The sequence below is a fragment of the Planomonospora sp. ID67723 genome (assembly GCF_015711605.1).
Lineage (GTDB): Bacteria > Actinomycetota > Actinomycetes > Streptosporangiales > Streptosporangiaceae > Planomonospora_A.
Window position 1 is genome coordinate 1,036,587 of record NZ_JABTEZ010000003.1, and the last position, 14,532, is coordinate 1,051,118.

At 71.4% G+C, this 14,532-nt stretch carries 15 protein-coding genes; all 15 read left to right on the plus strand.

All coding sequences use genetic code 11. The features are described from left to right. The first annotated feature begins 135 nt into the window (after window positions 1-135). The 15 genes from pgsA (at window position 136) to secF (ending at window position 14,485) form a co-directional block, all read left to right on the plus strand. A complete protein-coding gene (gene pgsA / locus HS041_RS26225; RefSeq protein WP_196443444.1) occupies window positions 136-753 on the plus strand; it encodes a phosphatidylinositol phosphate synthase in 618 nt (205 codons plus the stop codon). A gap of 11 nt (window positions 754-764) precedes the next feature. After that, the gene (locus HS041_RS26230) at window positions 765-1,679 is read left to right on the plus strand and encodes a phosphatidylinositol mannoside acyltransferase (RefSeq protein ID WP_196443445.1); all 915 of its coding nucleotides are present in this window, start codon (window positions 765-767) and stop codon (window positions 1,677-1,679) included. Between the two features lie 40 nt (window positions 1,680-1,719). Continuing rightward, window positions 1,720-2,847, plus strand: coding sequence for a glycosyltransferase family 4 protein (locus HS041_RS26235; RefSeq protein WP_196443446.1), 1,128 nt, complete (start codon window positions 1,720-1,722; stop codon window positions 2,845-2,847). Next, window positions 2,844-3,386 carry a hypothetical protein gene (locus tag HS041_RS26240; protein ID WP_196443447.1) on the plus strand — a complete coding sequence of 181 codons (543 nt, stop codon included), beginning with the start codon at window positions 2,844-2,846 and terminating at the stop codon, window positions 3,384-3,386. The genes HS041_RS26235 and HS041_RS26240 overlap by 4 nt, the downstream gene beginning before the upstream one ends. A gap of 105 nt (window positions 3,387-3,491) precedes the next feature. After that, entirely contained in the window at window positions 3,492-4,502 is a 1,011-nt protein-coding gene (locus tag HS041_RS26245; RefSeq protein ID WP_307845474.1) for a DUF3048 domain-containing protein, read from the plus strand. A 155-nt stretch (window positions 4,503-4,657) separates the two neighbouring features. Continuing rightward, a complete protein-coding gene (gene pdxS, locus HS041_RS26250) occupies window positions 4,658-5,572 on the plus strand; it encodes a pyridoxal 5'-phosphate synthase lyase subunit PdxS (protein WP_196443448.1) in 915 nt (304 codons plus the stop codon). Between the two features lie 167 nt (window positions 5,573-5,739). After that, window positions 5,740-6,321, plus strand: coding sequence for a pyridoxal 5'-phosphate synthase glutaminase subunit PdxT (gene pdxT / locus HS041_RS26255; protein WP_196443449.1), 582 nt, complete (start codon window positions 5,740-5,742; stop codon window positions 6,319-6,321). Window positions 6,322-6,324: 3 nt separating this feature from the next. Then, window positions 6,325-7,077: a YebC/PmpR family DNA-binding transcriptional regulator gene (locus tag HS041_RS26260; protein ID WP_196443450.1), complete on the plus strand. Its 753-nt coding sequence runs from the start codon at window positions 6,325-6,327 to the stop codon at window positions 7,075-7,077. A gap of 190 nt (window positions 7,078-7,267) precedes the next feature. Further along, window positions 7,268-8,545 carry a cation:proton antiporter gene (locus tag HS041_RS26265; RefSeq protein WP_196443451.1) on the plus strand — a complete coding sequence of 426 codons (1,278 nt, stop codon included), beginning with the start codon at window positions 7,268-7,270 and terminating at the stop codon, window positions 8,543-8,545. Window positions 8,546-8,674: 129 nt separating this feature from the next. Continuing rightward, window positions 8,675-9,262, plus strand: coding sequence for a crossover junction endodeoxyribonuclease RuvC (gene ruvC, locus HS041_RS26270; protein WP_230879796.1), 588 nt, complete (start codon window positions 8,675-8,677; stop codon window positions 9,260-9,262). Next, window positions 9,259-9,879: a Holliday junction branch migration protein RuvA gene (gene ruvA / locus HS041_RS26275; protein WP_196443452.1), complete on the plus strand. Its 621-nt coding sequence runs from the start codon at window positions 9,259-9,261 to the stop codon at window positions 9,877-9,879. The genes ruvC and ruvA overlap by 4 nt, the downstream gene beginning before the upstream one ends. A gap of 111 nt (window positions 9,880-9,990) precedes the next feature. Beyond that, window positions 9,991-11,049, plus strand: a complete 1,059-nt coding sequence (ruvB, locus tag HS041_RS26280; RefSeq protein ID WP_196443453.1) for a Holliday junction branch migration DNA helicase RuvB — start codon at window positions 9,991-9,993, stop codon at window positions 11,047-11,049. Window positions 11,050-11,273: 224 nt separating this feature from the next. After that, complete coding sequence (gene yajC, locus HS041_RS26285; RefSeq protein ID WP_196443454.1) at window positions 11,274-11,633, plus strand: preprotein translocase subunit YajC; 360 nt, start codon at window positions 11,274-11,276, stop codon at window positions 11,631-11,633. 84 nt (window positions 11,634-11,717) lie between these two features. Next, complete coding sequence (secD, locus tag HS041_RS26290; RefSeq protein ID WP_307845475.1) at window positions 11,718-13,451, plus strand: protein translocase subunit SecD; 1,734 nt, start codon at window positions 11,718-11,720, stop codon at window positions 13,449-13,451. Further along, window positions 13,448-14,485: a protein translocase subunit SecF gene (secF, locus tag HS041_RS26295; RefSeq protein ID WP_307845476.1), complete on the plus strand. Its 1,038-nt coding sequence runs from the start codon at window positions 13,448-13,450 to the stop codon at window positions 14,483-14,485. The genes secD and secF overlap by 4 nt, the downstream gene beginning before the upstream one ends. The last annotated feature ends 47 nt before the right edge of the window (window positions 14,486-14,532 follow it).

Sequence of the window (14,532 nt, forward strand, 5' to 3'; positions counted from 1 at the left end):
CGCGTCCGGACACCGCAAGGACGCGGTGTGTTCACCAAATACCCATGTGGCGAATATCACAAGAGGACTGGCCGGATCCGCTTGCGGAGCGTTGGATGCGCGCCCGCGGGCGGGGTGGCCTACGATCAGAGCGCGATGCTGAAACTTCTGCGACCTGCCGTCACCCGAGTGCTGACCCCCCTGGGCAGGGTGCTCGTCAGCCGGGGGATCGGCCCTGACGCGATCACCGTGATCGGCACGTTCGGCACCGTCGCCGCCGCCCTTTTCTTCTATCCCCGGGGCCAGCTGTTCGCGGGCACGGTGGTGATCACGATCTTCGTGCTGGCCGACCTCCTCGACGGGGTCATGGCCCGCATGACCGGGCCGGGCAGCGTCTGGGGAGCCTTCCTCGACTCGACCCTCGACCGGGTCGGCGACGCCGCGATCTTCTCCGGGCTCGTGCTCTGGTTCGTCGTCAGCGGCGAGCGGGTGCTGGCCGGGGTGGCGCTGTTCTGCCTCGTCGCCGGCGCGCTGGTCTCCTATGTCAAGGCCAGGGCCGAAGGGCTGGGCATGACCTGCGACGTCGGCCTGGCCGAGCGCCCGGAGCGCCTGGTGGTGGGGCTGGTCTCGGTGGGCCTGTCCGGTCTCGGCGTGCCGTACATCCTGCCCGCCGGTCTCTGGCTGCTCGCGGCCGCCAGCGCGGTCACGGTCGTGCAGCGTCTGGTCCACGTCCGCCGCCAGGCCGCCTCCGTTCCTCCCCAGACCCTCCGCTGACCGGGAGAAGCATGACCGACAAGCCGTCTCTGCAGGATCGTCTCGTCGCGGCCGGGTTCGGCGCGGGCTGGGCGGTCGTCCCCCTCCTGCCCGAGCGTCTGACCACCCGGGCCTTCGACGCCGCCGCCGACCGGCTGTGGCGGCGCCGGGGGAGGGCGGTGCTCCGGCTGGAGGCCAACCTCGCCAGGGTCAGGGGCACCTCGCCCGACGACCCGGACGTGCGGGCGCTGAGCCGCGAGGGCATGCGCTCCTATTTCCGTTACTTCCACGAGGTTTTCCGGCTGCCGTCCATCCCGCGCCAGGAGGTCGTCGCCCGCACCCACGTCACCGGCGGGGAGCGGATCTTCGAGAACCTGGAGAAGGGGCGCGGCGTGGTGCTCGCCCTGCCGCACACGGGCAACTGGGACCAGGCGGGCGCCTGGCTCACCGGCTGCGGCCACCCGTTCACGACCGTGGCCGAACGGCTCAAGCCCGAGTCGCTGTTCCGCCGCTACACGGCCTTCCGCGAGGGGCTCGGCATGGAGGTGCTCCCGCTGACCGGCGGCGACGGCCACAACTTCGGCACGCTGGCCCAGCGGCTGCGCGCCGGCCGGGCGGTCGCCCTGCCCGCCGAGCGCGACCTGACGGCCAAGGGGGTCGAGGTCCGGTTCTTCGGCGCCGCCACCCGCATGCCCGCGGGCCCCGGGCTGCTGGCCGTGCACACCGGGGCCGCGCTGCTGCCGGCGCTGCCGTACTTCAGGGGCCGCGACTGGGGCCTGGACATCGCCGAGGAGATCGAGGTGCCCGCCGAGGGCACCCGCCAGGAGAAGACGGCCGCCGTCATGCAGCGCCTGGCGGTCGCCTTCGAGAAGGGGATCTCCGAGCACCCCCAGGACTGGCACATGCTCCAGCGCCTCTGGCTCGACGACCTGGAGCCCAGACCGTGAGAGCCGCGACCGGGCCCGACGCGGCGAGCGGAGCGGAGCAGTGAGAATAGGCATCGTCTGCCCGTACACCTGGGATGTGCCCGGGGGCGTCCAGGCGCACATCCGCGACCTCGCCGAGGCGCTCATCGCCGACGGCCACCAGGTCGAAGTGATCGCCCCGGCCGCCGACGACGCGCCGCTGCCCTCCTACGTGACGCCCGCCGGGCGCGCCGTGCCCGTGCCCTACAACGGTTCGGTGGCGAGGCTGGCGTTCGGGTTCCTGTCCGCCGGCCGGGTGCGCCGGTGGATCCGCGAGGGCCGGTTCGACGTGCTGCACGTGCACGAGCCGTTCGTGCCGAGCCTGGGCGTCCTGGCCTGCTGGGCGGCGAAGGGGCCGATCGTGGCCACCTTCCACGCCTCCTACCAGCGATCGCGGGCGTTGTCGGTCTCGGCTCCGGTCCTGCAGACCGCGGTGGAGAAGATCACCGGCAGGATCGCCGTGTCGGACGCCGCGCGCACGACCCTCGTCGAGCACATGGGCGGCGACGCCGTGCTCATCCCGAACGGGGTGACGGTGAGCCGTTACGCCGAGGCGGAGCCGCTGCCCGGCTGGGACGAGGGCGAGGTGATCGGCTTCCTGGGACGGATGGACGAGCCCCGCAAGGGGCTGCCCGTGCTGCTGGAGGCCTTCGCGCTGCTGGCGCCCGTGCGGCCCGGGCTGCGCCTGCTCATCGCCGGCCCGGGCGACGCCGCGGAGGTGCTGGAGAAGGTCCCGGCCGAGTTCCGCGACCGGGTGGGCCTGCTGGGCATGGTCAGCGAGGAGGACAAGGTCCGGGCCTACCACACGGTCGACGTCTTCTGCGCTCCCAACCTCGGCGGGGAGAGCTTCGGCATCGTGCTCACCGAGGCGATGTCCGCCGGGGCCGCGATCCTGGCCAGCGACATTCCCGCGTTCCGCAGGGTTCTCGACGAGGGCCAGGCCGGGGCGCTGTTCGAGACGGGCGACGCCGCCTCGCTCGCCCGCGAGGCCGCGGCGCTGCTGGACGACCCCGCCCGCCGGGCCAAGCTCTCGGACGAGGCCCGCACCGCCGTGTGGAAGTACGACTGGTCCACCGTCGCCCGCGACGTGGTCCGCGTCTACGAGACGGTCGCGAGTGCGTCCGGGGTGGAGGAGGACGACCGGTCGTGACGACCACGCTGATCCTGGTGGTGGGTGCGCTCGTGGTGCTCACCGCCGTCTACGTCTCCTGGCGGGCGGGCCGGCTGGACCGGCTGCACATCCGGCTGGAGCTGGCCCGCGAGGCGCTGGACGCCGCCCTCGTACGGCGGGCCGCCGTCTGCCTTGAGCTGGCCGCCTCCCGGATCCTGGATCCGGCGACCAGCCTGGTGCTGGCCGCCGGCGCCCACGAGGCCCGTACGGCGGCGGGCCCCGAGGAGCGCGAGCGCGCCGAGAGCGACCTGTCGCGCACGCTCCGGGCGGTGCTGGACCAGGACCGCTTCCGGGAGAAGCTGGCCGAGACCCCGGCCGGCCCCGAACTGCTGGAGGAGCTCGACGCCGCGGTGGCCAAGGTGGTCTACGCCCGCCGCTTCTACAACAACGCGGTCGGCGTCACGCGCGCGGCCCAGCGCCGCTGGCTGGCCCGCACCTTGCGGCTGGCCGGACACACGGAGTATCCGGACTTCTTCGAGATCGACGACGATCCTCCGTACGCTCTGGCCGCGGAGTAGCGGTTCCCGCGGGCAGGTCTCCCATCAGGCGTCAAGCCGACTGCCCGACATGTTCGGCACGGGTAAGCTCGTGGGGATTTGAGGTCCGATTTGAGGAGATGTACCGTGCGGCTGCCCCGGATGATCGCCGTCACGCTGGCCGGAGCGGCGGTCCTGGCGCCGGCCGCGGCCTGCTCGTCCGACGACCCCGCCCCGGGCAAGGCTCCGCAGGCGGCCACCACCGCACCTCCGACACCCACCCCCGAGCCGACCCACCCCTTCACCGGGCTGCCCGGCGCGGCCCGCAGGCCGGTGCTCGCGGCGAAGATCGAGAACACCTCGGCGGGCAAGCCCCAGCTCGGCCTCAAGAGCGCGGACATCGTCTACGTCGAGCAGGTCGAGGCGGGCCTGACCCGGTTGATGGCGATCTTCTCCTCGAAGATCCCGGCCAAGATCGGCCCGGTCCGCAGCGCCCGCATCTCCGACCTGCACATCGCCCCCCAGTTCGGCAGGCCCGCCTTCGCCTACTCGGGCGCGCAGACCAAGATGCTCCCGCACATCGCGGCCGCCTCGCTGTTCGACGTCTCCGACAGCCGCGCTCCCGGGGCCTACTTCCGCCAGCCCGGCCGCTACGCCCCCTACAACCTGTTCGCCAACACCCGGCAGTTGCTGGCCAAGGCGCCCAAGGCGAGCAGGGCCAAGGACATCGGCTTCACCTTCGGCGAGGCGCCCGCCGAGGGCGGGGTGCCCAGGAAGACCTTCAACGTGAAGTACCCCGCCGCCCGCTTCACCTTCGGCTGGTCGGAGAAGGCGGGCAAGTGGCTGATCTGGCAGGACGGCGAGAAGGACATGGCGGCCGAGGGCGGCCAGCTCGGAGCCCCCACGATCGTCGTGCAGTACACCAAGACCGAGCGCTCGGAGTTCCACGACAAGAACCAGAGCTACACGCCCCTGGTGCACACCGTCGGCAAGGGCCGGGCGGTCGTGCTCCGCGACGGCATGGCGTTCAAGGCCAGGTGGTCGCGGGCGGGGGAGAAGGACGGCACCGCCTTCACCACCGAGGCCGGGGAGCCGATGAACTTCGCCCCGGGACAGGTCTGGGTCGTGCTCGCCGCGCCCAAGCCCGTCATCCCCTGAGGCGCAAGCCGTACATCCTGTCCAACATAAGCGAACAAGCGGGACAAGGTGGCGTGTAAGGGAATGGGTGTACCACCGCCTACGATGAAGATGTGGCGGCCGCCCCGATGGGCCGCCCGTGATCCGCAGCAACCAGCCGTCGTGAGGTAGAGACCGTGTCCAGCAGCACGCCCGAAGTCACCGAGACCGCCGTCACCGGAACCGCCCGGGTGAAGCGCGGTATGGCCGAGATGCTCAAGGGCGGCGTCATCATGGACGTCGTCACCCCCGAGCAGGCCAAGATCGCCGAGGACGCCGGGGCCGTCGCCGTCATGGCCCTGGAGCGCGTTCCCGCCGACATCCGCGCCCAGGGCGGTGTCTCGCGGATGAGCGACCCCGACATGATCGACGGCATCATCAACGCCGTCTCCATCCCGGTGATGGCCAAGGCCCGCATCGGCCACTTCGCCGAGGCGCAGGTCCTGCAGTCGCTGGGCGTCGACTACATCGACGAGTCCGAGGTCCTCACCCCGGCCGACTACGCCAACCACATCGACAAGTGGCAGTTCACCGTGCCCTTCGTCTGCGGTGCGACCAACCTGGGCGAGGCGCTGCGCCGCATCACCGAGGGCGCGGCCATGATCCGCTCCAAGGGTGAGGCCGGCACCGGCGACGTCTCCAACGCCGTCACCCACATGCGCACGATCCGCGGGGAGCTGCGGAGGCTCTCCTCGCTGCCCGAGGACGAGCTCTACGTCGCGGCCAAGGAGCTGCAGGCGCCGTACGAGCTGGTGGCCGAGGTCGCCAAGGCCGGCAAGCTGCCCGTCGTGCTGTTCACCGCGGGCGGCATCGCCACCCCGGCCGACGCCGCGATGATGATGCAGCTCGGCGCCGAGGGCGTGTTCGTCGGCTCGGGCATCTTCAAGTCCGGCAACCCCGCCCAGCGTGCCGCCGCGATCGTCAAGGCCACGACCTTCCACGACGACCCCGACGTCGTCGCCAAGGTCTCCCGCGGCCTGGGCGAGGCCATGGTCGGCATCAACGTCGACGAGATCCCCGTCCCGCACCGCCTGGCCGAGCGCGGCTGGTAGCGCACACCCGCGGAGGATTCCGCACCGGGCGGCATCCGTACAGGGTGCCGCCTTTCCCATGACCGGAGGGGGACGGGCCCGCGGGGCGGGCGCGGATGAACCGGCACGTCCGGCGCGTTGAACGGCAGGGACTACCCTCTTACGGCAGATCAGATGAAAGGACGCCCGTGCCCACGATCGGTGTGTTCGCCCTGCAGGGGGACGTTCGCGAGCATGTGCGCTCGCTGGAGGAGGCGGGCGCCAGGGCGGTGCCCGTACGGCGCCCCGCAGAGCTGGAGGCCGTCGACGGACTGGTCATCCCCGGCGGGGAGTCCACCACGATGTGGAAGCTCGCCGAGACCTTCGACCTGCTCGAACCCCTGCGGATGCGGGTCAAGAGCGGCATGCCCGCCTACGGCTCCTGCGCCGGCATGATCATGCTTGCCGACCGGATCGAGGGCGGCATCGAGGGGCAGCAGACCGTCGGCGGCATCGACATGACGGTCCGCCGCAACGCCTTCGGGCGCCAGATCGACTCCTTCGAGGCCGACATCGACTTCGCCGGCCGCGGTTCGGTGCGGGCGGTGTTCATCAGGGCCCCATGGGTGGAATCGGTCGGGCCGGAGGTCGAGGTGCTGGCACTGGCCGAACCGGGGGATAGGATCGTCGCGGTCCGCCAGGGACCGCTGCTCGCCACGTCGTTCCACCCGGAACTCACCCCAGACGCGGGCGTGCATCCATACTTCGTTGAGATGGTTAGGGAGCTTTAGCCGATGTCGGGCCACTCCAAATGGGCGACGACCAAGCACAAGAAGGCCGCGCTCGACTCCAAGCGCGGCAAGCTGTTCGCCAAGCTCATCAAGAACATCGAGGTCGCGGCCCGGACCGGGGGGCCTGACCCGGACGGCAACCCGACCCTGTACGACGCCATCACCAAGGCGCGCAAGAGCTCGGTGCCGATCGACAACATCGAGCGTGCCCGCAAGCGCGGCGGCGGCCTGGAGGCCGGCGGCGCCGACTGGCAGACCATCATGTACGAAGGCTACGCTCCCGGCGGCGTCGCGGTGCTGATCGAGTGCCTCACCGACAACCGCAACCGCGCGGCCTCCGAGGTCCGCGTCGCGCTGACCCGCAACGGCGGCTCCCTGGCCGATCCGGGGTCGGTCTCCTACATGTTCAACCGCAAGGGCGTCGTGATCGTGCCCAAGGGGGAGCTGTCGGAGGACGACGTGCTGACGGCCGTCCTCGACGCCGGCGCCGAGGAGGTCAACGACCTGGGCGAGAGCTACGAGGTCGTCTCCGAGGCCGGCGACCTGGTCCCGGTCCGCAAGGCCCTGCAGGAGGCCGGGATCGACTACGACTCCGCCGAGTCCAGCTTCATGCCGACCATGAACATCCAGCTCGACGAAGAGGGCGCCCGCAAGGTGTTCCGCCTGATCGACGCGCTGGAGGACAGCGACGACGTGCAGAACGTCTGGTCGAACGCCGACGTCTCGGACGAGGTCCTGGAGAAGCTCGACGCCTGACCTCCGGTCGCGGACGCCCCCGTGCGGGGGCGTCCGCGGCATCGCGGGGTTTCCGGCGGCGGCGCGGGGACGCCGGGCTGGGCGGACACGGGGCTGCCTCGCATCTCCCGTGGGATTCTGCGCCCTTTTAAGGGATTCCGGGATCGACTGAGAGGTTTGCACCCCTCCGTGGGGGTATTTCCGCGAGATCATGGGGAACACGGATCTCCTCTTCGCGGTGGCCGGCGCCGGTGCCCTGCTCGCGGCGGTCCTGCCGAGGCTGCTCAGGCGGCGGCCCTTCTCGCTTCCGATGGCCTGCCTGATCGGCGGGATCCTCCTCTACCTGCTTCCGCTGGACCTGCCCCGGCTCGATCCCGTGGCGCACCGGGTCGCGGTCGAGCGTGTCACCGAGATCTGCGTGCTCATCTCGCTGATGGGCGCGGGGCTGGCGATCAACCGGCCCTTCGGGTGGCGGCGGTGGGCCTCCACCTGGCGGCTGCTGGCCTGGACGATGCCGCTGACCGTGGCGGCGGTCGCCTGCGCCACCTGGGGGCTGCTGGGCTGGCCGCCCGCAGCGGCGCTGCTGCTGGGCGCCGTGCTGGCCCCGACCGACCCGGTGCTCGCCTCCGACGTCCAGGTCGGCGAGCCGGTCGACTCCGAGAAGGCTGACGACGAGGTGCGTTTCACCCTCACCTCGGAGGCGGGGCTCAACGACGGGCTGGCCTTCCCGCTCGTCTACGCCGCGATCGCGATGGCGCTCGCCGGGGGCTCCGGGTGGGTCGCGGAGTGGACCCTCACCGACCTGCTCTACAAGTGCGGCGCGGGCGTGCTGGGCGGGCTGGCGGTCGGCCGGGCGCTGGGCCGGCTGTTCTTCCGCGCGCAGGTGCGGGACCTGCGGCTGGCCGAGCACCGGGACGGTTTCGTCGCCCTGGCGGCGACCTTCCTGGCGTACGGCCTCACCGAGCTGGCCCACGGGTACGGGTTCATCGCGGTGTTCGTGGCGGCGTGCACGATCAGGGCGGCCGAGCGCACCCACGGCTACAACGGGGTGCTCCACGGCTTCATCGAGCAGGTCGAGCGGCTGCTCACCGCCTGGCTGATCCTGCTGCTCGGCGGGTTCGTGGCAGGCGGCGGCCTGTCCTCGCTCACCTGGCGGGGAGCGGCGGTCGTGCTGCTCCTGCTCCTGGTGATCCGTCCGCTGACCGGCTGGCTCGCCGGGCTGGGGGGACGGGCGGGGCCCCGCGAGCAGGGCGTGATCGCGTTCTTCGGGATCCGGGGCATCGGCTCGCTCTTCTACCTCGCCTACGCCCTCGGCCAGGCCGACTTCGGCGTGCCCGCCGAGGAGCTCTGGGCGGTGGTGGCGTTCACCGTACTGGCCTCGGTGGTCCTGCACGGGATCACGGCGACGCCGGTGATGGCCCGCCTGGACCGCATGCGCGTCAGGGCGGCCGAGCGCACCGAGGGCGAGCCCGCCACCCAGCATCCCTGATCCCCGCCCGGCCGGGAACGGCCGGCTCTCTTCACCACGGCCTCCGTGCGCGGGTCGCCGCCAAGCGGTAGAGTCGGGCACCGAACAGGTGTTCGGCGGGTGGGAGGCGTGTCGGTGCGGGTGCCCGAGCTGCGGGTGATGGGGGTCGATCCGGGACTGACCCGATGCGGGCTCGGCGCGGTGGAGGGACGGCCCGGTGCGCCCCTGACCCTGGTCAAGGTGGGGGTCGTGCGCACCTCGGCCGACGACGAGATCGGCGCCCGGCTGGTGGCCGTCGAGACCGGGATCGAGCAGTGGCTCGACGAGGTCAGGCCCGACGCCGTGGCCGTCGAGAGGGTCTTCGCCCAGCACAACCTCAGAACCGTGATGGGCACCGCGCAGGCCTCGGCCGTCGCGATCCTGTGCGCCTCGCGCCGGGGGATCCCCGTCGCCCTGCACACCCCGTCGGAGGTGAAGGCCGCCATCACCGGCAGCGGCACGGCCGACAAACGGCAGGTGGGCGCCATGGTGACCCGGCTGCTGCGGCTGGACGCGATGCCCAAGCCCGCCGACGCCGCCGACGCCCTGGCGCTCGCCATCTGCCACGTGTGGCGGGGCGGGGCGCAGAACCGGCTGGCCGAGGCGCTGGCCCGGGCCACGACGGGCCCGGGCACCACCGCGGCGGCCTACTTCCGCGGCCGGGGCCGCGCCGGACATTCGAGAGGGAGCGCGCAGTGATCGCCTCGGTGCGGGGACGGGTGGCCGCGATCGGGCCCGACGGGGCGGTGGTCGAGGTCGGCGGGATAGGGGTGCTGGTGCACTGCACGCCGGCCACGCTCGCCACGCTGCGCGCGGGGGAGGAGGCCCGGCTGGCCACCTCGCTGGTGGTCCGCGAGGAGTCCCTCACCCTGTACGGCTTCGCCGACGACGACGAGCGCCGGATCTTCGAGCTGGTGCAGGGCGCCAGCGGGGTCGGCCCCAAGGTGGCGCTGGCGATGCTGGCCGTGCACACGCCCAACAGTCTCCGGGTGGCCGTGGCCGGCGCCGACGTCAAGGCGCTGACCAGGGTTCCCGGAGTGGGGCCCAAGGGCGCGCAGCGCATCATCGTGGATCTCAAGGACAAGCTCGGAGCCCCCGAGGAGGCCGTCAACGCCGCGCTCGACGGCCGCGTGTTCGCACCCGCCTGGCGGGACCAGGTCCACTCCGGCCTGGTCGGCCTCGGCTACTCGGCCAAGGACGCCGACGAGGCCGTCGCCGCGGTGAGCCCGCAGGCCGACGCCGCGCTGGCGGAGGGCCGGACCCCGCAGGTGGCGGCGCTGCTCAAGGCCGCACTCCGGACGCTGAGCGTCCGGTGAGGGGCGCTTCCCCGTGGTCGTGGCAGGGATCGGAGGTCTCCGGCGGCAGGGCCCGGCGGGCGGCGGGCCGCGGCGGGGAGACGACTCCCGTTCGAGTGAAGGCAGGCTGATGTGAGTTCGGAACGCGACCTGGTCTCGGCGGAGGCCGAGGGCGACGAGCGGCTGATCGAGGCGGCGCTGCGGCCCAGGCGGCTGGAGGAGTTCATCGGCCAGGCGCGGGTTCGCGAGCAGCTCTCGCTGGTGCTGCACAGCGCGCTGCGGCGCAACCGGCCGCCGGATCACGTGCTGATGAGCGGCTCGCCGGGGCTCGGCAAGACGACCCTCTCAATGATCATCGCGACCGAGCTGGGCGTGCCGCTCCGCATCACCTCCGGCCCCGCCCTGGAGCGGGCCGGCGACCTCGCGGCGATCCTCTCGACGCTGTCGGAGGGCGAGGTCCTGTTCATCGACGAGATCCACCGCATGGCCCGTCCGGCGGAGGAGATGCTCTACCTCGCGATGGAGGACTTCCGGGTCGACATCGTGGTGGGCAAGGGACCCGGCGCGACCGCGATCCCTCTGGAGATCGCGCCGTTCACGCTGGTCGGCGCCACCACCCGGGCGGGTCTGCTGCCCGCGCCGCTGCGCGACCGGTTCGGGTTCGTCGCGCACATGGACTTCTACGAGGTCGCCGAGCTGGAGCGGGTGCTGAACCGCTCGGCGCGCCTGCTCGGCCTGGAGCTCCCCGGAGACGCGGCGCACGAGATCGCCGGGCGTTCCCGGGGCACCCCCCGGATCGCCAACCGGCTGCTGCGCCGGGTCCGCGACTTCGCAGAGGTCCGCGCCGAAGGAGTGATCACCAAGGACATCGCCTCGGCCGCGCTGAACCTCTACGAGGTCGACGCGCAGGGGCTCGACCGGCTGGACCGGGCGGTGCTGGGGGCGCTGCTGCGCAGGTTCGGCGGCGGCCCCGTCGGCCTGTCCACGCTGGCCGTCGCGGTGGGGGAGGAGCCGGAGACCGTGGAGGTGGTCGCGGAGCCGTTCCTGGTCCGGCAGGGACTGCTGGCCCGCACGCCCCGCGGCCGGGTCGCGACCGCCGCCGCCTGGATCCACCTGGGGATGACGCCGCCGCCCGACGCCTTCGGCGCCGCGGTCGCCGTCGATCTGACGCAGCCGCCGGAACAATCCTGACGTCGTCTTTTCGCATGGGAGCCGGAAAGGCCGGTCACGGGTCAATGACAAGGTCTCGAAACGGGAACTTCTCCGCGTGCTGAATCGTGCCCTCGTTGCCGCGCTCCGAACAGCTCGCCTAAACTCCGTGGCTTGGCTGGCTGTGTAGGCTGACGTGCTGAGCGGCGTGGCCGTATACGACGTCCGGCGCCAGGCCGGTCATTCTTAAGCGAAGGAGCGGCCCCATGGGCGGCAACTACTCAAGCCTCATCATGATCGCTCTGATGGTCGTGGTCTTCTACTTCCTGCTGATCCGCCCGCAGCGCAAGCGGCAGCAGGAGCAGATCCAGATGCAGAACTCCCTCATGCCGGGGACCCGCGTCATGACCACGACCGGTCTTTTCGCCACCGTGGTCGAGATCGACGCCGACGACGTGATCCTGGAGATCGCGGACGGCGTCCGGACCCGCTGGGTCAAGGCCGCCATCGGGCGTGTGCTGACCCCCGTCGAGGACGCCGAGGAGAACCTCACGGCCACCGACGACGTGGTGGAGACCTCCGAGCAGCAGGGCGGCGACCAGGACTCCACCACCAAGAAGTCCTGAGTAGGCTCACCACCAATCCCCTATAGCCGAAAGAACTGACGACCAGTGGCCCGACCGACCAGTGGCCAGAGCAGACCGGGGCGCGTGCTCCTGGTGCTTCTGGCGCTCATTCTCGCCATGGGCGGGGTGATGTTCCTCAACAAGGCGCTCACCCCCGAATATGGCCTCGACCTCGCCGGCGGCACGACAGTGACGCTGCAGCCCATCACGCCGGACGGGAGCGACCCCTCAGAGGAGAGCATCGACCTGGCCGTGAACATCATCCGAGACCGGGTGAACGGCAGCGGCATCTCCGACGCCGAGGTCGTCAAAGCAGGCACGAACATCGTCATCTCCGTCCCGGGAGTCGGGCAGGAGGAAGTCGTCAAGCTGGTCGGCACCACCGCGGAGCTGAGGTTCCGCCAGGTGCTGGCGGTCACGGACGGATCGGCCACGGGCGAGCTGCCCACCCAGGCGCCGACGCCGTCCGCCTCGCCCACGGCCACTGGGCAGAAGAAGACCACCCGCACGCCGAAGCCGCCCGCGACCGCGGCGCCCGACCCCAGCGCCACCCCCGCGGGACGCGGCCTGTCCTCGGCGCTGACCAACCCCTCGGCCGCGCCCAGCACGGCCCCGACGGCCACTCCGGCTCCCTCGGCCGCGCCGAGCGGGAGCGCCACGCCGTCGGCCGCCCCCAGCGGGAGCGCCGCCCCGTCCGGGCAGCCGGTCGAGGACCCGATGGCGGGAGTCGACCCCACCGGGATCGACCCGGCGGTGCTCGAGCAGTTCCAGAAGCTCGACTGCTCGAAGAAGGACCCGGGCCGGGGCGCGCAGGACGACCCCGCCAAGCAGATCGTCGCCTGCTCCGAGGACGGGCTGGCCAAGTACGTCCTCGACAAGGCGGCCGTGCAGGGATCCGAGATCAGCAGTGCGAGCTCCGGGGTCCGCGAGACCGGTGAGTGGGTCGTCAACCTCGACTTCAAGAGCGCGGGCGCGGCCGAGTGGGCCAAGCTCACCGGCCAGGCCTACAGCGCCGCTCCGCCCCGCAACCAGCTCGGCGTGGTCCTCGACGGCGTCGTGATCACCGCGCCCGTCTCCAACGGTCCCATCCCCGGCGGAAGGACCGAGATCTCCGGCAGCTTCAACCAGGTGACCGCCACCGAGCTGGCCAACCAGCTCAAGTACGGCGCGCTGCCGCTGAAGTTCGAGAAGAGCTCCATCGAGGAGGTCTCCTCCACCCTGGGCGCCGACCAGCTCCGCGGCGGTCTGATCGCCGGCGCGATCGGCCTGGCCCTGGTGGTCGTCTACTCGATGCTCTACTACCGGGGTCTGGGCGTCGTCTCGGTGCTCAGCCTCGCGGTCGCCTCGATCCTGACCTACCAGGCGGTGGTGCTGCTCGGCCACTTCGCGGGCTTCCGGCTCTCGCTGCCGCACATCATCGGCCTCATCGTCTCGATCGGCATCACCGCGGACTCGTTCATCGTCTACTTCGAGCGCATCCGCGACGAGATGAAGGAAGGCCGCCGCTCGCTGCGCACGGCCGTCGAGGTCGCCTGGGTCCGGGCCCGGCGCACGATCCTGATCGCGGACGCGGTCATGTTCATCGCCGCGCTGGTGCTGTACTTCCTGGCGGTCGGCGGCGTGGCCGGGTTCGCGTTCGCGATGGGCCTGACCACCCTCATCGACATCGTCGTGGTGTTCATGTTCACCAAGCCGTTCGTCGCGATGCTGGCCCGCCTGAAGTTCTTCGCCAAGGGGCACCCGCTCTCCGGCCTGGACGCCGAGCGCATGAGCGCCCAGCCGGCCGCCGGCCCCAAGACCGTTTCGCAGGAGGCATGATGGCCGGCCTCGTAAGCCGCCTGTACCGGGGCGAGGTCAACGTCGACTTCGTCGGACGCCAGAAGCTCTGGTACGGCCTGTCCGCCTTCCTGCTGGTGGTCTCCATCGCGGGCCTGGTCGTCAACGGACTGAACCTGGGCGTGGAGTTCAAGGGCGGGTCCGTCTTCTCCTTCAAGGCCTCCTCGGCCGCCATCGAGGATGTCCGGGACACGTTCGTCGAGGCGGGCGTGCACGAGACGATCGTGCAGACGACCAACAACGGCTGGCGGGTCACCACCGAGAGCCTCCCGGCCGAGCAGGTGACCGCGGTCCAGAAGGCGGTCGCCGGTGAGTTCGGCCTCAAGCAGACCGACGTCACCCTCCAGGTGATCGGCGCCTCGTGGGGCGGTCAGGTCGCGGACAAGGCCGTCATCGGCCTGATCGTCTTCATGCTGGCGATCATCCTGTACCTGACGATGGCCTTCGAGTGGAAGATGGCGCTGGCCGCCATCGTCGCGCTGATCCACGACCTGGTCATCACCGCGGGCGTCTACGCCTGGTCCGGTTTCGAGGTCACCCCGGCGACCCTGCTGGGCTTCCTGACGATCCTCGGATACTCGCTCTACGACGCCGTCGTGGTGTTCGACATGATCAAGGAGGTCACGGCCAAGCTCGGCACGACCTCCAAGATCACCTACACCCAGGCCGCCAACGACGCGCTGAACCACACGCTGATCCGGTCGCTGAACACCACCCTGGTGGCGATCCTGCCGGTGGCGGCGATCCTGTTCATCGGCACCACGCTGTTCGGCGCGGGCACGCTGAAGGACCTCTCGCTGGCCCTGTTCGTGGGAATGCTCGTCGGCACCTACTCCTCGCTGTGCGTGGCGACCCCGCTGCTGGTGACGCTGAAGGAGCGCGAGCCGCGCTACCAGGCGATCGCCCGCAGGCTCGCCTCCACGGGCGGCGGGTCGGGGGCCAAGGCCGCCCGCCAGCCGGTCGCCGCCGGGGCCGCCAAGGCCACGACGACGGACGACAAGCGCAAGAAGAAGTAGATCGAAATGAGAACGCCTCCGCTCTCCGGGAAGGGGAGCGGAGGCGT

What these genes read in the sequence shown, in the direction of transcription:
- pgsA (WP_196443444.1), top strand. Translation starts at nt 136, where the DNA reads ATGCTGAAACTTCTGCGACCTGCCGTCACCCGAGTGCTGACCCCCCTG.
- HS041_RS26230 (WP_196443445.1), top strand. Translation starts at nt 765, where the DNA reads ATGACCGACAAGCCGTCTCTGCAGGATCGTCTCGTCGCGGCCGGGTTC.
- HS041_RS26260 (WP_196443450.1), top strand. Translation starts at nt 6,325, where the DNA reads ATGTCGGGCCACTCCAAATGGGCGACGACCAAGCACAAGAAGGCCGCG.
- HS041_RS26265 (WP_196443451.1), top strand. Translation starts at nt 7,268, where the DNA reads ATGGGGAACACGGATCTCCTCTTCGCGGTGGCCGGCGCCGGTGCCCTG.
- yajC (WP_196443454.1), top strand. Translation starts at nt 11,274, where the DNA reads ATGGGCGGCAACTACTCAAGCCTCATCATGATCGCTCTGATGGTCGTG.
- secF (WP_307845476.1), top strand. Translation starts at nt 13,448, where the DNA reads ATGATGGCCGGCCTCGTAAGCCGCCTGTACCGGGGCGAGGTCAACGTC.